The sequence below is a fragment of the Tautonia rosea genome, assembly GCF_012958305.1.
Classification (GTDB): domain Bacteria; phylum Planctomycetota; class Planctomycetia; order Isosphaerales; family Isosphaeraceae; genus Tautonia; species Tautonia rosea.
The window spans coordinates 34,427-57,050 of record NZ_JABBYO010000007.1 but is presented as its reverse complement, the minus strand read 5'-3'; the positions used below and the strand labels follow the sequence as shown (position 1 = coordinate 57,050).

17 protein-coding genes are annotated in these 22,624 nt (G+C 64.8%); 8 read left to right on the top strand and 9 right to left on the bottom strand.

Going from position 1 to position 22,624, the window contains the following annotated elements:
• Positions 1-131: 131 nt before the first annotated feature.
• Both HG800_RS13715 and HG800_RS13710 read right to left on the bottom strand, forming a co-directional pair.
• Complete coding sequence (locus HG800_RS13715) at positions 132-1,208, bottom strand: hypothetical protein (protein ID WP_169977206.1); 1,077 nt, start codon at positions 1,206-1,208, stop codon at positions 132-134.
• A gap of 631 nt (positions 1,209-1,839) precedes the next feature.
• Positions 1,840-2,559 carry a choice-of-anchor K domain-containing protein gene (locus tag HG800_RS13710; protein WP_169977205.1) on the bottom strand — a complete coding sequence of 240 codons (720 nt, stop codon included), beginning with the start codon at positions 2,557-2,559 and terminating at the stop codon, positions 1,840-1,842.
• A gap of 1,615 nt (positions 2,560-4,174) precedes the next feature.
• On the opposite strand from HG800_RS13710, the gene HG800_RS13705 reads away from it, so the two are divergent.
• Positions 4,175-4,720, top strand: coding sequence for a hypothetical protein (locus tag HG800_RS13705; RefSeq protein WP_169977204.1), 546 nt, complete (start codon positions 4,175-4,177; stop codon positions 4,718-4,720).
• Between the two features lie 104 nt (positions 4,721-4,824).
• On the opposite strand, the gene HG800_RS13700 is transcribed toward HG800_RS13705, so the two are convergent.
• Together HG800_RS13700 and HG800_RS13695 are read right to left on the bottom strand one after the other, a co-directional pair.
• Positions 4,825-5,436 carry a MarC family protein gene (locus HG800_RS13700; RefSeq protein ID WP_169977203.1) on the bottom strand — a complete coding sequence of 204 codons (612 nt, stop codon included), beginning with the start codon at positions 5,434-5,436 and terminating at the stop codon, positions 4,825-4,827.
• A 304-nt stretch (positions 5,437-5,740) separates the two neighbouring features.
• The gene (locus HG800_RS13695; protein ID WP_169977202.1) at positions 5,741-7,135 is read right to left on the bottom strand and encodes a mandelate racemase/muconate lactonizing enzyme family protein; all 1,395 of its coding nucleotides are present in this window, start codon (positions 7,133-7,135) and stop codon (positions 5,741-5,743) included.
• Positions 7,136-7,462: 327 nt separating this feature from the next.
• On the opposite strand from HG800_RS13695, the gene HG800_RS13690 reads away from it, so the two are divergent.
• Both HG800_RS13690 and HG800_RS13685 read left to right on the top strand, forming a co-directional pair.
• Complete coding sequence (locus tag HG800_RS13690; protein ID WP_169977201.1) at positions 7,463-9,685, top strand: PPC domain-containing protein; 2,223 nt, start codon at positions 7,463-7,465, stop codon at positions 9,683-9,685.
• A gap of 181 nt (positions 9,686-9,866) precedes the next feature.
• Positions 9,867-12,209: a c-type cytochrome domain-containing protein gene (locus HG800_RS13685; protein WP_169977200.1), complete on the top strand. Its 2,343-nt coding sequence runs from the start codon at positions 9,867-9,869 to the stop codon at positions 12,207-12,209.
• A 102-nt stretch (positions 12,210-12,311) separates the two neighbouring features.
• Here the strand turns inward: HG800_RS13685 and HG800_RS28585 are convergent, their stop codons facing one another.
• From HG800_RS28585 to HG800_RS13675, 3 genes are all read right to left on the bottom strand, one after another.
• Positions 12,312-12,581: a ParE family toxin-like protein gene (locus tag HG800_RS28585; RefSeq protein WP_449343007.1), complete on the bottom strand. Its 270-nt coding sequence runs from the start codon at positions 12,579-12,581 to the stop codon at positions 12,312-12,314.
• Positions 12,578-12,802, bottom strand: a complete 225-nt coding sequence (locus HG800_RS13680) for a hypothetical protein (RefSeq protein WP_169977199.1) — start codon at positions 12,800-12,802, stop codon at positions 12,578-12,580. The genes HG800_RS28585 and HG800_RS13680 overlap by 4 nt, the downstream gene beginning before the upstream one ends.
• Positions 12,803-13,027: 225 nt before the next feature.
• A complete protein-coding gene (locus HG800_RS13675) occupies positions 13,028-13,915 on the bottom strand; it encodes a ThuA domain-containing protein (protein ID WP_169977198.1) in 888 nt (295 codons plus the stop codon).
• Between the two features lie 335 nt (positions 13,916-14,250).
• Here HG800_RS13675 and HG800_RS13670 point away from each other — a divergent pair, with 335 nt between their 5' ends.
• The 3 genes from HG800_RS13670 to HG800_RS13660 all read left to right on the top strand — a co-directional run bounded on the left by HG800_RS13670 (position 14,251) and on the right by HG800_RS13660 (position 15,543).
• Entirely contained in the window at positions 14,251-14,565 is a 315-nt protein-coding gene (locus tag HG800_RS13670; RefSeq protein WP_235963683.1) for a hypothetical protein, read from the top strand.
• Entirely contained in the window at positions 14,562-14,936 is a 375-nt protein-coding gene (locus HG800_RS13665; protein WP_235963682.1) for a hypothetical protein, read from the top strand. Before HG800_RS13670 ends, HG800_RS13665 begins: the two co-directional genes overlap by 4 nt.
• Positions 14,937-15,135: 199 nt before the next feature.
• The gene (locus HG800_RS13660; protein ID WP_169977197.1) at positions 15,136-15,543 is read left to right on the top strand and encodes a hypothetical protein; all 408 of its coding nucleotides are present in this window, start codon (positions 15,136-15,138) and stop codon (positions 15,541-15,543) included.
• Positions 15,544-15,688: 145 nt separating this feature from the next.
• Here HG800_RS13660 and HG800_RS13655 read toward each other — a convergent pair whose 3' ends face one another.
• A complete protein-coding gene (locus tag HG800_RS13655) occupies positions 15,689-16,486 on the bottom strand; it encodes a polyprenol monophosphomannose synthase (RefSeq protein WP_315852038.1) in 798 nt (265 codons plus the stop codon).
• A gap of 500 nt (positions 16,487-16,986) precedes the next feature.
• Positions 16,987-18,387: an AAA family ATPase gene (locus HG800_RS13650; protein ID WP_169977195.1), complete on the bottom strand. Its 1,401-nt coding sequence runs from the start codon at positions 18,385-18,387 to the stop codon at positions 16,987-16,989.
• 819 nt (positions 18,388-19,206) lie between these two features.
• Between HG800_RS13650 and HG800_RS13645 the strand changes: the two genes are divergently transcribed.
• Both HG800_RS13645 and HG800_RS13640 read left to right on the top strand, forming a co-directional pair.
• Positions 19,207-21,177, top strand: coding sequence for a thioredoxin-like domain-containing protein (locus HG800_RS13645; protein WP_169977194.1), 1,971 nt, complete (start codon positions 19,207-19,209; stop codon positions 21,175-21,177).
• A 368-nt stretch (positions 21,178-21,545) separates the two neighbouring features.
• On the top strand, positions 21,546-22,523 hold the full coding sequence (locus HG800_RS13640) for a sigma-70 family RNA polymerase sigma factor (RefSeq protein ID WP_169977193.1): 978 nt from the start codon (positions 21,546-21,548) through the stop codon (positions 22,521-22,523).
• Positions 22,524-22,624 lie beyond the last annotated feature (101 nt).

Sequence of the window (22,624 nt, the reverse complement as noted above, 5' to 3'; positions counted from 1 at the left end):
ATGCGGTTTTATTTGTGTTTCATCCGTGGCTCAAGACTGCTTCGGTTCCTCTGTGGCTCCCTTCGATTCCGGGGCCTGGCTCGGCGCGCACGCTGGCCGTCGGTTGGGTTGGGAGCCGGCAGGGAGGGGGTTCAGGAGCGTCGGGAGGCGGCGGCCCGGGCGCGGCGGGCGCGGCGGTTGAGGGGGGCGGAGGCTCCGGGGAGGGCCTGGCGGAGCGAGGGGCGGCCGATCGAAGGGCGGACGATGGGTTCGTTTCGCGCCGGTGAGGGTGAGGTCGTCGGCGGCGTGTCGGGAGGCTCCATCGGGGGCGGTGCGGGCGCGGGATCGGGCTGGGAGCGATCGGAATTGCGGTCGGGCCGGGGGCCGGGGGGATGGGACGGCGCGGCGGGGGCGGGCCGGGAGGCGAGGGACTGGATTCGGCGCAACTCGTTCAGGAGTTTCGAGAACTGGCGACGGGCGTCGGCGGCGTAGCGTTCCAAAAGGCGGAGCGCGGGGGGCTCGTCGGCGTTGAGGCCGAGCGCGGCGTCGGTTTGGGCTCGCTCGTCGCGGGCATTGAGGAAGGCGTCGAGGCGAGCGCGCAGGGCGGCGGTGGACTGGGCGACGAGGTCGAGGCCGGGGGCCTCGGTTTTGTCCTCGGGGTCAAGATCCCAGGGGCCGGAGCCGTCTCGGGCGAAGGCGGGGACGCCGAGCAGGTCGAGGGCGAGGTTCCAGGTGTCGAAGGTCCAGCCTTCGTGGCGGGCGAGCGAGTCGGAGACCTCATCCCAGCGCTCCAGGAGCCAGAGGACGCCGTGCTTGCTCTGGAGCAATTGGGGCTGGATGCGGTCGGGGTGCTGGGCGAGTCGGGAGGCGAGGGAGGCGATGGCGGCGGCGCGGTCGTCGTCCCAGCTTTCGGAGGCGCGAGCAGCGTGTTCGGCGCGGGTGGCGACGATGCGGGCGTCGCAGCAATCGAGGCGGACGGATTCGGCCACGAGGCGCTCAAAGAGCCAATTCTGGGCCGGGCCTTCGGGGCGGTAGTCGTTGCGCCACTGAGCTTTGCGGGCTTCGATCGCCTCACGCATGGCGGCGGGCAAGCGGGTGCCGAGTTTCGAGAGGCCGTGCGATCGGGCGTTCTGGCTCGATTGCGCTTTCCCTTCGCTCGACTTCGGACCGGTGGAAAGGAGGGCGTTCAGGCGGTTGGCGAGGGTTTGCTTCACGGTGGTGCGGGACATGGGAGGTTGCGTTCCAAGGAGGGGTGAGACACAGGGGGTACGCCAGTTGATTGGTCGGGCGAGCGGTTCGTTTCTGGCAGGGTTCAACGGGAGGAGAACCGCGCGACTCATTTGATAGGATCAGGAAATGGGCGAGGCTTAATTGTGGAAATCCGGAGAATTCGGTGGCCGATCAGTTTTTTTTGCCCAGCGTCGCATGGCCATGTGACGCGGAACCCCCGGACCCTGTCTGCGGTCGCAAGGGACTCGAGCCAATTCCAAGGCTTTCGATGTGCGATCGCGGAGGGATGGGCAATGCGTGAGCTGATGCCTCGGGCGGCCGCGACGCCCCGACACCGAGAGCGGTGTCGGGGCTACCCGCGCAGCGGAGACGGCACTCCTTCCGAGTTCCGAGGAAGGAACCCGTGGTACTCATTCGCAATCGGGGGCATGGGTGGCGTTCCACCTGTGCCTCAGAAGGTCGGAGGTGTTTCCGAGCCGGGCAGGACGCCGAGGAGCGTCGGCTGCGGGGATCGGAAACGCGCGGTTGGTTTCCGTCGGCCAAGGACGAGAGGCAATGGCACCGTCGATGCTGAGGAACACCGGGGGCGCGCCATCAATGCCACCCGACGGCCTGCGGTCGACGAGGTTATCAGATGCGGGCAGGTCGGCGCCGCGACAGCGTGTAGCCGAGACTGAGGACCATGCCGGTCAGGCCCATTGCCCAGGTCGACGGCTCGGGAACGGCAAGCCCGGGAATCAAATCCGCCGTTACCACGCCCCAGAGCTCTGCGGAGGCAGAACGGTTTTCGAGGACGTGGAACTGAGTACTGTCGGATTCGAGGAAGCCGTCCCCAACGACATTACGGAACCCGAGCAACTTCAGGGTGTACGGGATTCCGTCGATGGTGAAAATCGTTGTGGGAAACAGGGTTGGGAGGAGCACGAAGTCGGCCGAATCTTCCGCATTCCCCGTGTTCGGTGTGTTGATCAGTTCAAGGGTGAACTCGAAGCTCTTCGTTCCGGCCGGAGGTGTCGTAAAGTTCAAGTCGATTTTCAGATCGACGGTGTCCGCCCCCGAACCACCTTGAATCGTTCCGTTGTAATACCTCAATGTGCCGACCTTGAACTCAGACTCAGTGAAGGTATCAAACGGGGTTGCCGTGAATTCGAGGCTGCTCGGGGGAGGGGGCGCCCCGATCCCCCAGGTGAACGAACTGGTACCGACGCCGGTGGTCGTTGCGGTACTTGGGCTTGGGTTGATAAACGTCCCTGCCGTCGTGCCTTCGATCGAGAGCGAGGCATAAGTCGAAGGGGCGATGGCCATCATGGCAAACACAGCGAGCAATCGCAATAACATCGTTCGATGCATCGATTCACTCCAACATGCTATTGTTTCTACGTTGTGCGTCATCACTATGACGCTAGAGCGGAACATAGAGTCGATGAAACTGTGATTGCAAGCCTGTGTTCCCGAAAATCATCAACGGCATGAAAAGGATCGAAGGGACAGGTGGCATGCCGCGGGTGGTCCCGGGTGCCCAGCGAGCAACCGGGGCGGCGCAGCCGCAAGAGGCTTGGGTCGTCTCGCTGGGGCCGCTCTTCGCTCTGCGACCCCGGTTGACGAGCCATCGGGGACACCCGCGGCGACCACCCGTGCCTCAGCAGGTCAGAGGATTCCAAGCCGGACACGCCCCCAGGCCCGTCGGCCGAGGGGATCGGAGACGCCGGGTTTGGTTCCGTCGGCCAGGGACGGGAGGCAGGGGCGGCGTCAACACTGATGAACACTGGTGGCACGCCACCAGTGCCACCCGGCCAGTTCAAGCCAATTAGGGACTCTTTCTCCGATTAAGCAGGATGCGGAGGATCAAATCGTCCGGCAGATCATGAAACCCTGTGGTGCGCCGAACAGTGGAGCAGTATTCCATCCCGTCGCGTGGGTGGAGAAGAAGCTCATCGATCGACCAGCTTCGGAACATCTCAGCCATAATGTCCACAATCCGATCTTGGAACACTTCAATTGGCATGTCGCAGCCGTTAGCCATTAGCCGGCTCTCATTTGGGGAAGGCATAAATAATCTCCGCAGTGCGAATAAAGCCTAACTAAACTCAATGTATCGTGCGGCCCGGAACGCGTCAAGATCACTGACTTTGGGAAAACGAGCAACCAAGCTCCGAAGTAAGGCAAGGGCAGTCGCCGTCGGGGCGTCACTCTGCACTCAGCTTGCGAGCAAGGGAGGCCACCCGAGTGAGACGACGGGTGGCCGGGGCCGTTTGATTGCACAATCTGAAATACGTATTTTTCTCATTGACAGACTCAGCCGGACGAGATACACAGAGATACCCCCCATGACAATTGCAGAAGAGATTAATTCGGAGAATCTCCATGACCCGATAGTCTTGCTATTCAATGGCAGCGGTGGCTACGGCGACGGTCTTTCTCGCGGCGACGTTCACGCCGTATCCGGCATTGTCGCGGAATCTCGATGACGCGTGCACGCCGACGGAGATCGATCTCAGAATACCAGCCGTCTAATTGACGAAATTCGAGCCGTGACCGGCGATTTCGACGCAGAAGTGACCAACGAAGTCATTTTTAACTGCACTGACGTTGATGTCTCGAATTGTGCACTCTGTGTCCGCAGAACCATCGAGCATTGGAGCCATGCGCTTCAGCTGTGGCTGCCTGACACGGGCAAGGCGGGGAAGAGTCCAGGGGTCAAGGATTGCGGATCGTTGAACCAATACGATTCCGAAGAGACATATCACCTGTACATGGGACCGACCTGGAAGGCCACCGTGATTGTTTCCGACGACCTCACGGATTGCATTGACGCGACCAGGTCATCGTCGAAAGAGTTTTCGCATGTCTTCCTTTGATTTAAACTCGTTTTCTAATGTGCGATCGGACGGATGAGGGAGCACGTCCACGGGCTCCTTTCGGGGAGCTTCCCCGATCCCGAGCCCATTTTTCTCGGAGAGATGAAATGACGAACACGGCCAAGATGACCCTGAAGTGCGCGATTCCCGCGGTGCTGGGCGCGTGCGTGATCCTCGGAATCCAGTTCGGATTGGCCCCGAAGCCGGCGGGGGCGGCGACGAGGACGGCCGATGCGGGCGAGGCCCGGGGCCTTCCGGTGCTGGTGGAGATCTCGTCCGGGACCATGAAGCGTGTCGACGCGGAGTTTGAGCGGGGGGTCGTCACCGTCCACGCCGAGGCAGAGCTGAGCGATCAGAGGCCGGACAACGTTTATGCATGGGCCTTGCAGGTCGTCGACTCCGGCGGGAAGGTGGGGCTGTTCCAGGTCTATGACCATCAGCCGTTTCATGTCGTGCCGGGGGAATCCTTCAAGCCGCCGTTCGACGAGGAGTTTCCGATGAATTTTCCGCCCGGGACGTATCGGGCGAAGGTGTTCGTGTTCCGCGTCAGGGCGGATCGGCAACTCGATCGCGTGTCCGGCGAGGAGTTTGCCAAGCATTTCCAGCGCGACTACACCGGTTGCATGGGAGCGGCTCGCTTCGTGGTGCGCTGAGCGCGGAGTCCCGTAGTCCCGTAGGACGCGTCGAGTCTGCGAAGACGCACCGATCCGGTTTCGCTGGTGCGTCTTCGCGGACTCGACGCACCCGACTCGAACTCTCAGAAGTTCGCGGTCCAGGTGCGGGCGCCCTTCATGATCATCTCAACGGCGACCGTCCCCAGGTAGAGGGCGGTGATGCGTCCGGCGATCTCGATGTATCTCCGGATGAGCGACTCGCGGTGCGGACGGACGTAGTCGTGCAGGACCTTGAGCAGCGCCATCGTGCTGAGGCAGGTCACGACGGCGATCCAGATCGCGGCGCAGGCGGGGAGGGGATCGAGCCGCTTGCCGATGACGACGCTCGCACTGATGGTCCCCGGCCCGATGAGCACGGGCATGGCGACGGCTCCTGCGAGGTGCTCGGGTTCGCCCCTGAGGAGTTCGATGGCCGTCGGCCCGCGGAAGACGAACTGGAGGCCGATGAGGAGGATGACGATCCCGCCAAAGATCTGAAAGGACGCGAATTCCACCTGCAAGAGATCGCCGAAGATGGCGTCTCCCATCATGGCAAATCCGCAGAAGACGATCCCGGCGATCAATCCCGCCCGAATCAGGACACGACAGAACACCTGTTTGTTTAGCTTATGAACGATCTCTGTCAGATATACAATTACAAGGAATGGGTTGAGGAGTAAGAGCAGGAGGATGGTGGACCTGGCAAAATCGATCATCTGGCTTCCGTCAACGGTGTCCGTATCGCGTGTGGGTCTCGTGAAGTCCGGCCCGGACGTGCGGGCGGCTCGCTCCGACTCGGATCATAACGCTCGGGATCGACGGCATCCATGAGCCATCGTTGCTGGTCAGGAGGCGACCCAGTCACGGGGCGGAGGAGACGACTCGCGTGGCGTCGGGTGGCCGGGGCAAGGCGCAGCGGGCCCAGGGTGAGACAGCCTCCGAGGCCGGGGCGCGGCGGAGCCTTTGCCCCGGCCTCACGTCGGATCGTCCCGGGGGAGGGCCGATGGCGAGGCGGAGGGGTCAGCGTTCGAGGAAGGGCCCGTCGGATCGGGCGCGGTTGTAGCGGGTGCGCCAGGCGTCGGAGCCGTCGTCGGGGAGGAGGCGGGAATCGACGCCGCGCTCGAAGTAGGGGATCTGGCCGGCGTTGGCGGCGGAGAGCATGAAGTTGACGCGGCCGGTGTTGGCGGTGTAGAGGCGTCGGCCGTCGGGCCAGGTGGTCTCGATCAGGCGGGGGGGGTCGGGACGTTCGGCGGGCTTCTCGATCCGGTATCGGTCGAGGGCGTCGCGGTCGAGTTCGAAGCCGAGGCCGGGGCCGGTGGGGATGGGGGCGTAGCCTTCGGTGAGGAGGATCGGATTGGTCAAGAGCCGGGCGGCGAAGAGCTGGTGGCAGTTGACCGCCGGCCAGGTGGCGTTGCTGAGCACGGCGCCGCAGTGCAGTGACCAGGCGGCGGTGATGTCGGAGCCGACGAGCTGGAGCCAGAAGGGGAGTCCGGCGGTGGCAGCCACGGCGTTGGTGTCGATCAAGCGGCTGGCCCCGCCGCCAGCGACGAAGCCGTCGCAGACGTCTCGCTTGATGACGACGGCAGGCCGGGGGGTGCCGTAGTGCAGGGCGATCGGGATCTCGATCTCGTTGCGGATTCGGACGTTCCCCTCGACGTCGGACTGGGGGATGGGGGTCTCGAAGATGCCGATCTGGGGGGTCTGCTCCAGGTCCTTGAGGATTGGGATGCCCTGTTCGGCGGTGAGGAGGGTGTCGTTGAAGTCGACGCCGATCTTGAAGTCGGTGGGGATGGTGTCGCGGACCGCGTCGGCGCAGGCCCAGATGTCGAACCAGGGGCGGCCCTTGGTCTTCATCGCGCGGTAGCCCTGGGCGTAGGCCTCCTGGCACTCGCTGACCCAGTCGGCGGGGGGGATGTCGATGTTCCACCAGGAGACGGGGGTGGTGTCGTGGACCTGCTCGCCGAGCAATCGGTGCAAGGGGACGTCGAGCCCTCGGGCGACGGCGTCGAAGAGGGCCTGTTGCAGGCCGGAGCCGAGGGAGTCGTCCCACATCAACGAGGCGGCATTCTTGCCGAGCACCCGGGCGGCGTCGTCGTCTCCGGTGACGCCCCAGGAGTAGTAGAGCATCGACTCGCCGAAGCCGACGTGGCCGGAGCCGAGCGTGACCTCGACGATCTCGAAGTGGTCCCAGTGGGGGATCTCGCGGGCGAGGGCGCGGCCGGGGGTCTCGCGAAACGGGATGCGGACGGTGGTGCGGTCGACCTTCTCGACCCGGAAGTCGGTCCCCTTCGCCCGGGAACGGGCCCAGGCCCGCGGTCCAGTGCCGGCAAGCGTGGCCGCCAGCGCCAGGCCGGAGGCGCCGAGGAAGCGGCGGCGGTCGAGGAGGCCGGCGGGATTGGTTGAGGATCGGGGCATGGGAAGGTCCTCGGTCGGCGGAAGCTCAAAAAAAAGGGGGCCGGGGAGAGGCGGCCGGGTTCTCCAACAGGTGTCAAACAGGGGTAGTCTACGGTCAAGGCCGGTGAGGCTCAACGAGGGACCGGAGGGGCGGGCCCGGTGAGCCGAGGAGGGTGGAGCGGGGCGAGGGGGTGCCATCGGGAGGGTGTTGGATTTATGATGGAAGAACGAATTGGCCGGGGATCGGGCGTCGAGGAGGCCCGGAGCCGGGCGATTCGCCCGCCTGCTTGCGATGGCTTTGCCCGGACGATGCGCCCGCCTTGCGTTCCTCACGCCGGAGTTGACCAGATGAGCCGATCCTGCCCGAAGGGGCCCGAGCACGGGTCCAGACGATTGCGGTGGCTTGCGCCGATGATGCTCGCGGCAGGGATCGGGCTGGGGCTGGGGGTATCGTCGGTCGAGGGGCAGATGCCGAAGCATCGGCTCGATGTCGTGTTTCCGCCGGGAGGGACGCGGGGCGAGGCGGTGGAGGTGCGTCTGGGGGGGGCGGAGATGGAGTCGGCCTCGGGGCTCTGGTTCGATCATCCGGGGATCACCACGGAGCGGGTTGAGGGGGATGCTTCGCCACCGAGGTTCCGGGTGACGATCGGTCCTGAGGTGCCGCTGGGCTTGCACGATGTGAGGGTGGTCGGCCCGTTGGGGGTGAGCAACCCGAAGGCGTTTGTGGTGGGGCAGCGGCCTGAGGGGATCGAGCAGGAGCCGAACAACGGGCCGGCCGAGGCGGGGGGGATGACGGTTGGTCAGGTGGTCAACGGTCAGATCGACGGGGCGACGGATGTGGACTGGTTCGCCTTCGAAGGGAAGGCGGATCAACGGGTGCTGATTGATCTGGCCGCGGTGCGGATCGACAGCCGCCTGGATGGAGAGGTCCGGCTGTACGACGCCGAGGGGCGGGAGCTGGCGTACGGGCACGGGACGGTCGGGCGCGATCCGCTGATCGACACGGTCTTGCCAGGGGATGGGACGTATCGGGTCGAGGTGCGGGATGTGATTTACGCAGGATCACCGCAGCATGTGTATCGCTTGACGGTGCATGAGGGGCCGCACGTCGATGCCGTCGTGCCGAGCGCGGTGGATGCGGGAGCGACGGTGGAGGTCACGTTGCTTGGCCGGAACCTGGGAGGGGAGCCGTCGGGGACCGTGTTGCCGGATGGGCAATCGCTGGAACGCCTGACCGTGTCGGTGACGGTGCCGCCGGAGTTGCAGATCGACCCTGATCGCCCCGGCGTTGGTCTGGACGCCAGTCCGGGAGGGGGAACCGCGGGGTTCTGGCATGTTCATGAGACCGATCGAGGAGCGGCCGATCCGGTGTTTCTGGCCGAGGCGATGGGTCCGGTGGTGGTCGAGGAGGGTCCGAGCGACCATGACGATCCGATGGTGATTGCGCCGCCGATCGACCTTTCGGGTGACTTCCGGGAGGTGGACGACGAGGACGTGTACCGGTTCGAGGCGACGAAGGGTCAGGTCTGGATGATCGAGGTTTGGGCCGATCGGATCGGGTCGCCTGTGGATGCGACCTTGCTGGTGCAGCGGGTCATGGGCGACGGCTCGCTTCGGGACATTCTTGAGGGGGATGACCAGGGGGACCCCGGCACGGGCAACCGCTTCGGCACGGGGACGGTCGACCCGGTGGTGCGGTTCGAGGCGCCGGAAGACGGGACGTATGTGATCACCGTCGGCGACCTGTACAACGCTCGGGAGGTGGACCCGACGGCCGTGTATCGGCTGGTCGTGCGTCCGCAGCAGCCGGATTATCGGTTGTTTGTGGCGCCGAACGATCCGGGGAATCCGGAGGGGTTGACGCTATGGAGCGGGGGGCGATCGGTGGCCTATGTGCTGGCGCATCGATTTGATGGGATGGCCGGTCCGATCCGGGTCGAGGCGGAGGGGTTGCCGGCGGGGGTGTCGAGCGATCCGGTGGTGATTGCGGCGAATCAGGTCCAAGCGCCGATGATCTTCAGTGCGTCGGCCGGAGCGCCGCCGAAGCTGGGAACTGTTCGGCTGGTAGGGCGTCGGCTGGGAGCCGACGGCGAACCGGTGGACGAACCGCCTCGCGTGGCAGTGGCGGGGACGATTACCCGGCCTCCTCCGGGGGGGAATGCCCCGACCCCGGCTCGGGTGACGCGAGGGCTGGTGATGGCCTTGCGTCCCGAGGCGGCGACCCGGCTCTCGGTGGTTCCGAACGCGGTGACGGTGCCGCAGGGCGGGTCGTTCGAGCTGACGGCACGGATCTCCCGGAGCGAGGGGGTGCAAGGGGAGTTTCCGATCACTCCCGACGCCTTGCCGAATAATCTGGCGATCGCAAATACCAAGATCGAGGCGGAGAAGGACGCGGTCGCGGTGCCGGTAACGGTGGCCGAGAACGTGGAGCCGGGTGTTTATACGATTTTCCTTCGCGCCGGGGGGAAGGCGACCGTGCCCGACCCGCGCAATCCTGAAGCGACGATGGAGGCGAACCTGAGTGAGCCGTCGAACCCGATCATCTTGACCGTCCGTCCCAAGGAGCAATGAGGGTAAGCCCGCAAAGGGTGCCTTCGCGTAGACCGTCCCAGGTTTGGGGTATCCCCGGTGGCCGCTCTTGAAACTCGGATATTGGTTTGGGATCTCCATAAATGTCTGAGTCTCACCTCAGAAGTCTCGTCAAACCTCCGCTGTCCCGCCTGATCTCTCTCTCCGAATAGGACCCGCACCCATGCGAATGCGATCGACGTTCCCCCCCCTGCTCTGCCTGCTCTTGACCGTTGGCGCGACGACCGTGACTCAGGCCCGACAGCTTGAGGTGAACGTGCCGGAACGGGACGAGCCGGTGAGTTACATCACGGAATTGATTGACATTCTTGATGTTCGCTGCGCAGGGTGCCACAACTCGGCATTGGCAGAAAATGATCTGAACATGGAAGAGGTCGCCGGGATGCTCAAGGGGGGCACCAGCGGGCCCTCGATCGTGCCGGGCAAGGCCGAGGAAAGCCTGCTCTTTCAGATGGCCGCGCATACGGTCGAGCCGTTCATGCCGCCGGTCGAGAAGAACCTGGAGCCGATGACTCCCGATGAGCTGGGCCTGCTGAAGCTCTGGATCGACCAGGGGGCGAAGGACGACACCGAGGAGATGATGGCCGAGTTGGAGGCGGCAGACGCAGCGATCGAGCTGGGGGCCTTGCCGCCGGGGGTGAACCCGGTGCTGGCGGTTGATCTGACCGGAGACGGCAACGATCTGGCGGTCGGGCGGGCGAACGTGGTGCAGGTCTTCGACGCGAAAACAGGTCAGGAAGTGATTACGCTCGGAGGGCATCAGGATCTCATTCAGTCGATCCGCTTTAGCCGAGACGGGAAACGGCTCGCGGCAGGAAGCTATCGGATCGTGACCGTCTGGAATGCACCGACGAGCGAACTGGCCAGAAGCTTCGGCGGGCTGGGCGCGACGGTCAATGCGATCGCGTCGCCGCAGGATGGTTCCACCGTGGTTGCGGTTTTGGAAGACGGTTCGATCCGCGTGGCCGACGCGACCACGGATGCGGAAATCCGCACGATTGGCCCGGCCGAAGGAGGAGCGTTGCGATCGGTGGCGCTGGCGAGCGAGGCCGGGGTGATTGCCACCGGAGGAGCTGACGGGGTGATCCGCCTGTGGACGCTGGAGGACGGCGCGGCGATCGGGAATCACAAGGGACACGAGGGAGCAATTCACGCATTAGCATTTGTCGGACTGGATGCCAAGCAACTGGCCTCGGCGGGTGAGGACGGCGCGGTTCGGATCTGGTCCTTGCCCGAAGGGCCGGGGGCCGGATTCCCGGAGGGGGCCGAACCGGTCGAACGGACCGGGCATGAGGGGGCCGTGCGGGCTCTGGCGGTGACGCCGGACGGGTCGGCGGTGATCTCGGGGGGCCAGGACGGAACGGTCCGGATCTGGTCGGTCGAAGGGGACGGGGAACCGCGGACGATCGCCGCGCACGAGGGGGCGGTGCAGACGTTGGCCTGCTCTCCGAATGGTGCCACGATTGTCAGTGGTGGCGCGGACGGGTCGGCGCGCCTCTGGTCGCTGGCCGACGGGGCCGCGGGGTCAGTCGTGAACGCCCATGACGGTGGCGTTCGCGCGGTGGCCGTTTCCCCGTCGGGAGATCGGATCGCCACGGCCGGAGCCAATGGCTTGAAGGTCTGGGAGGCGGACACGGGCGTGGGCGTGGTGGCTTTCGGTCACGTCAACGCAGAGGACCCGACCAAGGTGTCGGCCGTGAACGCCCTGGCGTTTGCGGGAGACGGCCGGGTCGTCTCGGGATCCGAAGATCAAGGCATGAACGTCTGGACGTTCGAGGGGCAATGGTCGCTGCACACGACGCTCGAACCGCATGTCTTCCGGGTGCTGGCGATCGACTTCAGCCCCGATGGCAAGCTCATTGCCACCGGAGGCGGCGAGCCGGCGGGGTCGGGCGAGGTGAAGCTTTGGGACGCGGAGACGGGCAACTTGCTGCTGGATCTGCCGGAGCTGCACAGCGACACGGTCTTCGGCGTGAAGTTCCGCCCCGACGGGACGAGCCTGGCCACCGGCGCGGCCGACAAGTTCGTGCGGGTGGTGGCCATTCCTTCGGGAGAGCGGCTCAAGGCGTTTGAAGGACACACGCACCACGTCATGAGCGTCGACTGGAACGCCGAAGGGACGCAGCTCGTCAGCGGCGGGGCCGACAATGTGTTGAAGTTCTGGGATTATGAGAACGGCGAGCAGTTGCGGACCTCGCAAGCCGTGGGCAGCCAGGTCACGTCGGTCCGCTGGGTGCCGGGCAAGAACGAGGCGATTGGGGCCTCGGGCGACAAGACCGTTCGCTTGTTCAACGTTGAGAACGGCCGCATTCAACGCGGGTTCAGCGGGCCAACGGATTACGTCTACAGTGTCGCCACCTCGGCCGACGGCTCGATCGTCGCCGCGGGAGACGACACGGGGGCCATCTTCCTTTGGAAGGGGGCCGATGGGGCGTTAATCCGGAAGATCGAGCCGTTCTCGGGGGCGCGGCCGGAGCCGTCGTTGACGGCGGGCCGGGAGGAATAAGGGCCTGTCTGACATCTGGAGGCCCGTGAGCTGGGGCGAGTTCTGCTCGCTCGCCCTGGCCACCGGAACGGCCAGCCGGCCAGGCGACGTGTTCCACGATCTTCAATATTGGTTCAAAAGGCGGTCGTACTCCGCATGTGAGCCGATCCAGAACCAATAGATGTTGTTTCCCTCCCGGATTCCGACGGCCCGAACATGGAGTCCAACACGGACAGAGAAGATGGGACGGACCGGATGAACCTGGCGGAAACGCAAGCTCGGGTGATGTGGGTCTTGTCGAAACAAGGCGTAGGCGTGCCGAGCCTGTTGCCGAACCTGTTGGGGAAGTGCACGGTACAACGCCAGGAACTGCGGTAGGAGGAACGAATTCATCGGTCATCGAGGTCGAGCGGCGTGGCCCGTCCTGCCTTCGCTTCGGTCAGTGCCTGGTCAGCCATGCGGGAAAGCAGGTCGCTCGACTCGGGCCGGGCGAAGAGTTCTTCCCATCGCCGCTCAGATTCGATTTCCTGAAGCACGATCGAGGCGAGCGCGTCTTGCTCAGATTCAGGAAGTTGCCGGATCTTCTCGATCGCCTGTTCCATGAGTCGAGACATAGTTCACTCCTTTGATTGATGAAGTCTGGAAGTCGACACCATCCAGCATATCTCACTGGCCCCACCTGTCCCAGACTGACCAAGCTCCGGCCTCCTGCGTTCGAGTGAAGAAGCGACGTGATACTTGCCTTGCAGGGTGCCAATGACTGTCACGCTACTGCTTCCTCGGCCAAGGGCCGACGGCTCTCGCCGTGGCTCTCCCTGGCCGAGGAAGCGGGGAACAGGTCAGCCCGGGAGGGTTTGGTAGTCGGGGGTGATCTCGGAGACGTTGGGGGTGAAGTCGGCGTCGGCGCGGCCGGTGACGACGTTGAGGCCGCCGATGAGGAGCCCTTGGTACTTGGGGTTGGTCCAGACGTCTTCGCGGTGGCCCATCGAGGTGTAGAAGACGCGGCCGTCGCCGTACTTTTTCACCCAGGTCATGGGGTAATCAGGCCGCTCGTAGTCGCGGGCACGGCCGGATTGCATGCCTTCGGTGAGCTGGACCATGATGCCGTGGATCTGGTCGGAGAGGTTGCGGAAGGCGTACCACTCGTCGTTGATTTCGAACTCGGAGCCGAAGGGCCCGGCGCCGGGGAAGTCGGGATCGACGACCTTGATCTTGGCGACCTGCTGCGGGCCGTGGGAGATGAACTCGCCGCCGATCATCTCAATGTAGGGGGTGCGGTCGTCGGGTCCGCTGTGGAAGGTGTCGGTGGCGCAGTGGATGCCGACGAACCCCTTGCGGCCGGACTGGATGGCGTCGAGGAAGGCCTTGAGCCCCTCGGGAGACATGGGGGGCTGGCCGTCGGTGCCGGGCTGGGTCAGGTCGCCGGTGGTGTAGAAGACGAAGGCGTCCCACTCGTCGATGCGGTCGGGGTCGAACAGGCGGCCGTCCTTCGAGGCGGTGACGTCGAAGCCGTGCTCGGCGCCGAGGTCGATGAGGATCTTCTCGGAGTGGGCCAGTTCGTCGCCGTCGCGAGCGATGACCGAGTGCTGGAAGCCGGAGCTTTTGGTGAAGTAAAGGATCTTCTTGCGGTCGCCCTGAGGGGCGGCGGAGAGGGTGCGGGCGAAGGCGGAGGCTCCCAGGGCGGCGGCCCCGGAGGCCAAGAGCATGCGGCGTCGGTTGAGGATCATGGGTCGTTGCTCCCGGTGGTTCGGTTCGAATCGCGATCGGATCGCCGACGGGCCGGGATCGGCGGTCGTAACGACCTGCCCCTGCCCGCCCCGCTTCGGGCGCATGATACCCCGAGGGCGCCGGGTCGCCAGAGGGTGCGTCGAGAAAATCGCTTGTCGAGCAGGACCGACCCGGTTAAGCTCCAACGCTCCATCGTGGAACGCCGAGGACTTGCGCATTGTTGCATGCCTCGGCGGCCCCCGGACCAAGTGCCGTCGTTTTTGTGTGCTGGTCCGGCCCGTTGGGCAGGTTCCTTCTCGTCGAGCAACCGACCCGCACGGTCGGGGAGATACGGATGTCGCACCCTGCTTCGACCGCCCTGCCACCCTCCGCCGAGATCGAACTCGGCCAGCTGGATCGGCTCTGCACGTCGATTCGAGGCAAGCTCCAGTTCATGGATTACCTCGTTCGGGCTGCCGTGGCCGATGTCGAGCGTTTTGAAGGGGAGGCAGACCCCGGCACGCGGATTTTCCTGCGTCAATTGATCGAGATGCACGCCTCAAATCTCGCTGTCGAGTGCGAGAACATGCGGCTCGTGGGCGAGCTTTGCGGCTCGCTCGAATCGCTGGTCAACAGCGAATCCCGCTTCGGCACGGAGGACGCCGCATGAATGGCCGACCCTCGGACTCAAGCCCCTCAGTCACCGCCCTCGAACCCCGTCCGGACACAGCCCCCGAGGCCGACACCGAACCGGCGACCCCTGCCGATCGCTCGATCGATCCGGGCGGCTCGCCCGAACTGCATCGCGCCCTGGCCGAGGTGAAGGGGCAGGCCCAGTTCCTGCTCTACCTCGCCGATCAGATTGAGGAATCGCTGCAGCAGTTCGCCGAGGAGGCAGATGCTTCGCACTCGGCGTTCCTGTGCAAGGTGTTGAGCATGTACTCGGGCCAGCTTGAGGTGAAGTATCAGAGCCTGGGCGAGCGGATTGCGGAGACGTGCCAGGAAGTGTATTTGACCGTCCGAGAGCGCGACGCGGGCTAACCTGTGCAGAGGGACGAAGCCCTCTCCTCCAGGAAATTTGCTGGGCAGGAGGAAGCTCCGTCCCCCGATCGCAACTCGACCTGGATCAGTGATTCTGGCGGTCGTGAGGAGATTCGTGACCGTCGTGTGGCATGGGTGGCGCGCCACCTACCTGTCCCAACCGACTCTGATCCCAAACTTCAGAGAGGTGGAGGTTCGCATGCTGCGCTCGATCTTCGTTGCCGTTGCTGTGCTCGTCGGCCCGGCGTCAGCATCCCACAATGCGCACAGCCCACGCATTCCGGAGTGGAAGGCTGGCGACGCCGTCATGTCCGTCGAGTGGTCGGCGTTGCCGGAGGTGACTGGGGAGGTCGTGACCCTGCGCTCGGCGGATCTGAACGCCGGACTTCATGTCGAGGCCGATCCCGTCGCGGTCGGTCATTACTTCCGGCTCACCGACAAAGCAGGCCGGCATACCTATCTTGTCGCAGGGGTCGGTGAAGCGTTCGCCCCGGGCGATTTTCTGAAGTTCATCCCGGCCGATGGTGTCACTCCGGCCCGCATGATCTGGATCGACCCCGTTGGTGTCCTGAGCAGCGGCAGCTCTGTCGTCAAGGCAACAGACTGAAGGCAAGGGGCGTGTGCCACTCGTGGCACCCTCCACCAGGGCTACGTGACGGAGCCCCCTCAGCCGGCCTTGCGGCCACCCTCTCCCCCGTGAGCGGGGGCGAGGGTTGGGAAGGGTCGGCTGAACGCAACCCGACGGCGGAGCATCAGGCCTGGACGGCCGGTGGCCGGGCTCCCGTCGATCGGCGGCGGAAGGGGCGGGTGAGGCCGAGGCGGAGGATGACGTCGAGGGCGCGGAGGACTTCGAGGGTGTTGATCTTCGATTTGCCGGCGCGGCGGTCCTCGAAGATGATGGGGGTCTCGCCGATGGTGCAACCGACGAGTCGGCACCAGTAAAGAATCTCTTCCATGAACGAATAGCCGCGTGATTTGACCTGGTCGAGGTCCATCTCCGCGAGCTTCGAGACGCGGTAGCAGCGATAGGAGCCGCTGTTGTCGCGGGAGGAGAGGCCAAGCAGAACGCGGGCGTAGGTGTTGATCGCCCAGCTCATCAGCTTGCGCTTGGTGTTGAACAGGGAACTCTCGACGCCGCCGCCGGGGACGTAGCGCGAGCCGATCATCACGTCGAAGCGATTCATGCCGGCGAGCAGGTCGGGAATGAACCGGGGCGGGTGGCTGAAGTCGGCGTCGAGGTTCAGAAGCTGGTCGTAGTGGCCCCGGATGGCAAAGCGCATGGCTTCGAGAATGGCCGTGCCCAGGCCGAGCTTGCCAGTTCGGTGCAGGACGTGAACGTCGGGCAATTGCTCGGAAAGCCGGTCGGCGACCCGACCGGTGCCATCGGGGGAATTGTCGTCGATGATGAGGATCGAGGCGTGGGGCGCGTACTTACGAATGGCCCGGACGAGGGGGACGAGATTGTCGGCCTCGTTGTAGGTCGCCAGCGAAACGACCAGCCGGGGAGGCGGGTTCGGGGCTTCGGTGGCGGAGTCAAGCGGGTCGCTCACGACAGATCCGGGACGGGGCGAAACCGATCGGCGCAACGTCATTGCCGGTCGGGACAAAGTTCGCAACGGGGCAGTCACGGGCATCAGCACGTATCCCCTACCATCGGACTAGCCTAGCAGAACCGAAGCGGAATTTCAGTCTCCTCCGCTCGGAACGTGAGGCTCTCCGGAATTCCTGGGACAACTGCCCAGGTTGAATGGACACGAAGGTCGGGAACAGGCAGGTGCCGCCCTTGCAGGCCCGGGCCGCGCATCCGGAGTGAATCCGAACCGCTCGCCAGGACCACCGTGCGCGAGGTCCCCCCTCGGGAAATGGGGGGCACGGGAGCATCAATCGTTGGCAACGCGCGACGGCACCTGCCCTCCCGGCGATCCCGCCCGGTGAAGGGCGGGAATTCGCGTCTCATTGGTAATCCTCAATCGGCGATCGGTCCAGCCACGTTTGAGCCAATTCCCTGAGAATCGCCCGACAGCCCGACCTAACCACGCTCGGAGTCCGATTACTCCGGCTCATTGGCAGAATTCAACTGAGAAAAGAGTCGGCTGTAGGGAGCGAACTCCTGTCCCGACTCCGCCCGAACGTTCGTCGAGGAGCGATCCGAGGACCAATCGCGGTTCTCCGAGGTCTCGCCGAGCCCTTCGCACGCACAGGGATGCTGGGAGTCGTCGCAGGGGCCTTGAGAGGCCATCTCACCTGCCGAGGGGTCCTCAGACGCTCTCGCCGCTTGCAACGCCAAGGACCACTGCGACTGCGCCTGGATCTCCGCGTAGCGATCGTCGATCGCCACCGTCGAAGGCTGGACCGGCCGGGGGTTCGACACAACTGAGTCCGAGGACACGGGCCACTCGATCGCGATCGAATCGTCCCGAGGCTCAAGGGAATCGGCCGGGGAGTGGTCGTCGGCTGCGTGGGGATCGGGCTCGGTGTCGACCGGAGCGTCTTCCGCATCGGCCCAGCCGACCTCGATGACGCCATCCTCGAACCGAAGCGGAGGCCGAGCCTCGCCAAGGCGGGGGGGATCGCAGCAGGGAGTGACGGGATCAGCGTCGGCGATCGGGTCGGCTTTGCGGTCGAAGGCAGTGATCCGAGGGGAGACGGACCAGTGCCGCTCGGATTCACGATCGAGGGCCGAGATCGACTGCGAACTCGGAGAGGAGACGGCCCGAACCGCTTCCGGGCGAACAACGGGAAGCAGTTGACCGGCGAGCCGGAGCAACCGCGCCGGGTTCCCGGCGGCTCGGGCGTGAATCGTCTCGATCGTGTCCGGGTTCCAGGAACGCTCGGGCAGGGATAGCTCCAGGAGCAGCCGGGCTTCCTCAGCGTCGATCGGGCCAAGCTGGGCGTGAACGGCCAGTCGCGATTCGAGCGACTCCCAGCATCGGCTGCGGAAGCGGAACACCAGGCTGGTCCGACCCACAAGAACGAGACCGGCAAGCCCATCCGGCTGGCCGAGCCGATTGGAGAGGAGCCGGAACTCCTCAAGCACACTGTCCGAGGCATTCTGCGCCTCGTCGAGAACCAGGAACCAGCGTCGGCCATCTTCGGCCTGCTCGGCCAGTTCATCGGCCAGATCGGCGCGGGCATCGAGCACTGAGGCCGCATCGCGACGGCCGAGACCACGCAGAATCCTTCGGAGCAGGTCGAGCCCCGAATCCGAAGGAGCGGCATCGAGCATCAACCATCGACCGAGTTTCGGGCACGATTCGGCCAGGTTCTTGCAGAGCCAGGTTTTGCCCGAGCCAGCCTCGCCGGTCAAGAGAACCGGCCCCCTGCCCTGTTGAAGGCCCCGAAGACAGGCTGATCGGGCGTCTTGCCGGCTGGGAAGCACGGACACGTCCGTACTGCGGCCGACCCGATCGCGATCCTTCGCGCTGCGGTCGGTGTCGATGCGTCGGTCCATCGCCGCCACTCTCCTGATCCTTGGTCTGGGCCGGCGGACCGGCAAGGAGCGTTCGGATCTCGATCCGAGATTCGAATCGATTGAGCGATCCGATACGCGGGCCGATCAACGATGCCCGGTCAACCATCCCCCCTCATATCGGAGGGTCCCCCCCTGGGGCTTGATTCCGAACCGGCTCAGAATGGCAGGAATCACCCACCCACAATCGATCCGATCCGCACGACCGAACCAAGCCGTCTTGCCAGGGCGTTCGGGATGAGTCGTTCCCTCGGTCATTTGGAACTTTTTTCCAACGCGGCATGAGGCCGGAGGGGAGGTTCGGGAACGGCCTGCCGAGGCGATTCCTCGGGCTGGGTTGCGTCTCAAGCGCAAGCGGTTCTTGACGTTCGATCGGGAACCGCGACCGGCTTCGGGCGATGGGCGGCCGGTAGCAATCGACCCCGGAACGGAGATTGCGTCTAAGTCATGAAACGGCGCTTGAAGCAGATCAAGACCTACTCCGGCGAAACACCGGAGGAACAGGCGTATTCCGCACGACCCGGACGGCCGGATCATGACCCGATCCGGGAGGCTTGACCCTGACTCCGTTGCGTGCCGAAGCATTGCTGAAGACGCGATGCCGGTGGTCCTCCCTCGCGGTTTTCGTTTCGTTCATGACGCGAGGCAAAACGATCGTGTGAGGTGAGGACGGATTTCGGGACCCCATTTGCTTGCTCGATTGGGAATTCCGGCCGGTGCCAACCGGCATCGCACTGCGTTTGAACATCGTGCGGTTCGGATCACCGCTCGGGAATCACAAATAGGGTGAAGGAGGAGCCGATGCGTGCCGCCCGCTTCCGGTCTGCGGCAATTGCTGCCGCCGTGCTGCTTGGCCTGTCGACCGGCCGAGCCTCGATGGCGCAGCAGCTCGACGTGGCCAGCATCTTGAAGGAGAACCGGCCGGTTCAGCGCGGGGTCGAATACGACACGCCCACCGCTTCGGCCGAGATCGCCTCGTGCACCGCCGAGGTTTTGTCGGCCTCCCGAGTGGGAGGAGGGGTCAAGGGGGTCACGGTCGTCATTCGAGACGCCCAGGGCCGCACCCTTCGCCGATTCGTCGATGTCAGCGGCGACCGCAACATTGATCAGTGGTGCTATTACCGAGATGGATTCGAGGTGTATCGCGACATCGACTACAACGACGATCGCAAGATCGACGAGTCGCGATGGCTGAACACCGCCGGCACCCGGATCGCCGCGGTCGAGAACGGAAAGATCGCGTCCTGGCGGCGGCTGTCGGCCCAGGAAGCCAGCAAGGTGCTGGTCGATGCCCTCGTCGCTGGCGATCAGCCGCTCTTGAACAGCGTGATGGCCTCGGCCGACGAGTTGGCGAACCTCGGCCTGCCCCGGGGCCTGGTTGAGCAAGTTCGCAAGGAGACCGGCGAACGCCCGGCGTCCATCGAGGCGCTGTCGAAGGCGCTGGGCGGCTGGGGGTGGACGAAGTCGACCGCCTGGCTTCGGTTCGACGCCGACATGCCCCATCTGATCCCCGCCGATGCCTCGGCGGCCCTGAAGGATGACCTCTTGCTGTTTGAGAACTCGGTGATCTTCGCCGGGTCGCCCGACGGCATGACCGACCTGGGGAAGGTGGCGTACTTGCAGGTTCCCGAGCTGGTCAAGATCGGCGAGGTCTGGAAGTTCGTCGGCCTGCCCCGAGCCTTTAACCCCGATCCGTCGCAGGCCGAGATGATCGTCGCCTACGAGGGGATCCGGGCCTGGCTCTACCGAGAAGGAGGCGGAGCCGGGAGCGCGGTTGCCTCGCAGGTGAGCCCGGAGCTGGAACAGGCGTTGCGAGCCCTGGCCGACTACGACGCGGGGGCCGTCGAGGTCTTCGCCAAGGGGAACGCGAAGGAGATCGCCACCTATCATTACGAGCGGGTCCGGAAGCTTCGCGACGTGATCGCCGCGGCCTCGGACGCCGACCGGATTGAATACGAGAAGGAAGCGATCAACAGCCTTGCCGCCGCCTATCAGACGGGTGACCCGCAGATCGGCCCGGCGACGAAGCGGGTGCTCGACGACTTCGTCAAGGGGGGCGGGGCCCTCGGATCGTACGCGGCCTTCCGCCTGATCCCGGCCGAGTACAGCCTGCAGGCCTCGAAGGAGCCCGAAAAGCTTGTGGAAGCCCAGAAGGCCTGGATCGACGGGCTCGAAGGGTTCCTCAAGGACTATCCGAAGTCGGATGAGGTGCCCGAGGCGCTCTTCCAGCTCGCCAGCATCAAGGAGTTCAACGGCGCCGAGGATGAGGCCCGAACGGTCTACGAACGGCTTGCGAAGGAGTTTCCCGACACCCCTTCGGGCCGCAAGGGAGCCGGTGCCTTGAATCGGCTCGATCTGGTGGGCAAGCCAATCGCTCTGTCCGGTCCGGGACTCGACGGCCAGACGATCGACGTGGCGAGCATGAAGGGCAAGCACGTATTGATTGTCTTCGGGGCGGGGACCTCTCCCCCGACCCAGCGTGAGCTTCCCGAACTGGCCCGCCTGGCCGAGCGTCGCAAGGACGCGCTGGCCATCGTCGCCGTGAGCCTGGATGGCGACCCTAGCTCCGCCCGGTCGTTCGCCGAGCAAGGTCCCTGGGCGACCATCGTCGAGGAAGGGGGCATGGAAAGCCGCCTGGCCGACGAGTTCGGCATCATCTCGCTGCCGACGATGATTCTGGTCGACCCCTCCGGCAAGGTCGTCGACCGCGAGGTCCGCTCCGCCACCGAAGCCGAGGGTCAGCTCGACGAAGCCCTGGCAAAGAAGGAGTAAGCCTCGCATGTCCTGGGGTCGTCCCTCTTGGCAGGGAACGACCCCGGCGGCTGGAAGAATTTGCCTAATTTTGTTGACGACAGGAAGTCCTGTTGAGAAAATAGGCTTAATCGAACATTCGCCATGTCGGCGAGTGGTTGAATCGGTTGGTCGCGATGGCCCCGGTGACTGAGGTGTTATCCTCCGTCATCGGGGTTTTTGCGTTTCGACCTTGTTGGAACCAGACACCCAAGGAGTGTCCTTCTCCGTTCATCGAGGATCGCAACGGAGCCCTCGCAGTCTCCGAAGGCCGGGGACACCAGGGAATCTTGACGAAACGGGACGAGGGGATGCGGCCGATCGGCCGCCCTGTTCGAAGGAGAACCCCCATGTCGTACACGACCCTGACTTCTCAGCAATCGGACCGGACCCCACCGAGCCGGGCGACCTTGCGCGGACGGGAACCCCCTCGCGCCCGAGGGAGTCCGAGGACGACTCAACCGCGCAGGAGCGTTCGAGTTTGCCAGGATCGTAGGTTTCCGGATCGTCCGATCGACGTGTACTCGGACCAGATTCGGCCGTATGCGCTTCTCACCGCGGCGGAAGAACGGGCGATGGGCGAGGCGAGCCTGCGGGGGGATCTGGAGGCCCGGGAACGGCTTGTGCTGGCCAACGTGCGGCTGGTCATGACCATCGCCAGGGACTTCCTCGGACGAGGATTGTCGATGGACGACCTGGTGGGGGAAGGGAACCTCGGGCTCTTGCGGGCCGCCCGGGAATTTGATCCCGGGTTTGGGGTCCGGTTCAGCACGTATGCCAGTTACTGGATCAAGGAATCGATTCTTCGGGCCCTAAAAACCACCACGGCACCGATCCGACTGCCGATCTATTTGATCAACCTGCTCACCAAGTGGAATCGGACGGAGCGCGCGTTGCTCCAGCAGCTCGGCATTCCTCCGAGCCACGATCAAATCGCCGCGAGCCTTGGCCTCAAACGCGCCCAAAGGCAGATGGTGGAGCAGGCTCTTCGCGTGCATCGGTGCCAGATCGGCTCACCGTCGGAGGAGGAAAACCCGTTCGCCGAGGCCGCCGCCCATGTTGATCATCCCGAGACCAGGCTCGACCAGCAGGAATCGCGGCAGAAGCTCGGCCAGACGCTGAAAACCCTTGATCCGATCGAGTGCAAGATCCTGACCCTGCACTTCGGCCTGGACCATCAGCCCCCTCGTACCTTGACGCAGATCAGCGAGGCTCTTGGCCTGTCGCGGGACCGGGTTCGGAAGATCGAAGCTCGGGCCCTTCGGTCGCTGAAACGAGCCTGGCAAGACACGATGGAAGGGCATCCCCCTCCGGTCGAAGCCTCGTAGGAAGAACGACGTCGGCTGGTGATCGCGAGGGCCGCATGATTCGGCTCAGCGGTCTTGCTTGTCTCGGCCCCCTGCGCCGGGGTATCGTGGTCGCAATCGAA

Excerpts from the sequence above, each read along its gene's own strand:
- HG800_RS13665 (WP_235963682.1), top strand. The coding sequence starts at position 14,562 with ATGAATGGCCGACCCTCGGACTCAAGCCCCTCAGTCACCGCCCTCGAA.
- HG800_RS13710 (WP_169977205.1), bottom strand. The coding sequence starts at position 2,559 with ATGCATCGAACGATGTTATTGCGATTGCTCGCTGTGTTTGCCATGATG.
- HG800_RS13645 (WP_169977194.1), top strand. The coding sequence starts at position 19,207 with ATGCGTGCCGCCCGCTTCCGGTCTGCGGCAATTGCTGCCGCCGTGCTG.
- HG800_RS13675 (WP_169977198.1), bottom strand. The coding sequence starts at position 13,915 with ATGATCCTCAACCGACGCCGCATGCTCTTGGCCTCCGGGGCCGCCGCC.
- HG800_RS13695 (WP_169977202.1), bottom strand. The coding sequence starts at position 7,135 with ATGCCCCGATCCTCAACCAATCCCGCCGGCCTCCTCGACCGCCGCCGC.
- HG800_RS13690 (WP_169977201.1), top strand. The coding sequence starts at position 7,463 with ATGAGCCGATCCTGCCCGAAGGGGCCCGAGCACGGGTCCAGACGATTG.
- HG800_RS13715 (WP_169977206.1), bottom strand. The coding sequence starts at position 1,208 with ATGTCCCGCACCACCGTGAAGCAAACCCTCGCCAACCGCCTGAACGCC.
- HG800_RS13700 (WP_169977203.1), bottom strand. The coding sequence starts at position 5,436 with ATGATCGATTTTGCCAGGTCCACCATCCTCCTGCTCTTACTCCTCAAC.
- HG800_RS13670 (WP_235963683.1), top strand. The coding sequence starts at position 14,251 with ATGTCGCACCCTGCTTCGACCGCCCTGCCACCCTCCGCCGAGATCGAA.
- HG800_RS13650 (WP_169977195.1), bottom strand. The coding sequence starts at position 18,387 with ATGGACCGACGCATCGACACCGACCGCAGCGCGAAGGATCGCGATCGG.
- HG800_RS13660 (WP_169977197.1), top strand. The coding sequence starts at position 15,136 with ATGCTGCGCTCGATCTTCGTTGCCGTTGCTGTGCTCGTCGGCCCGGCG.
- HG800_RS13640 (WP_169977193.1), top strand. The coding sequence starts at position 21,546 with ATGTCGTACACGACCCTGACTTCTCAGCAATCGGACCGGACCCCACCG.
- HG800_RS28585 (WP_449343007.1), bottom strand. The coding sequence starts at position 12,581 with ATGAATTCGTTCCTCCTACCGCAGTTCCTGGCGTTGTACCGTGCACTT.
- HG800_RS13680 (WP_169977199.1), bottom strand. The coding sequence starts at position 12,802 with ATGTCTCGACTCATGGAACAGGCGATCGAGAAGATCCGGCAACTTCCT.
- HG800_RS13705 (WP_169977204.1), top strand. The coding sequence starts at position 4,175 with ATGACGAACACGGCCAAGATGACCCTGAAGTGCGCGATTCCCGCGGTG.
- HG800_RS13685 (WP_169977200.1), top strand. The coding sequence starts at position 9,867 with ATGCGAATGCGATCGACGTTCCCCCCCCTGCTCTGCCTGCTCTTGACC.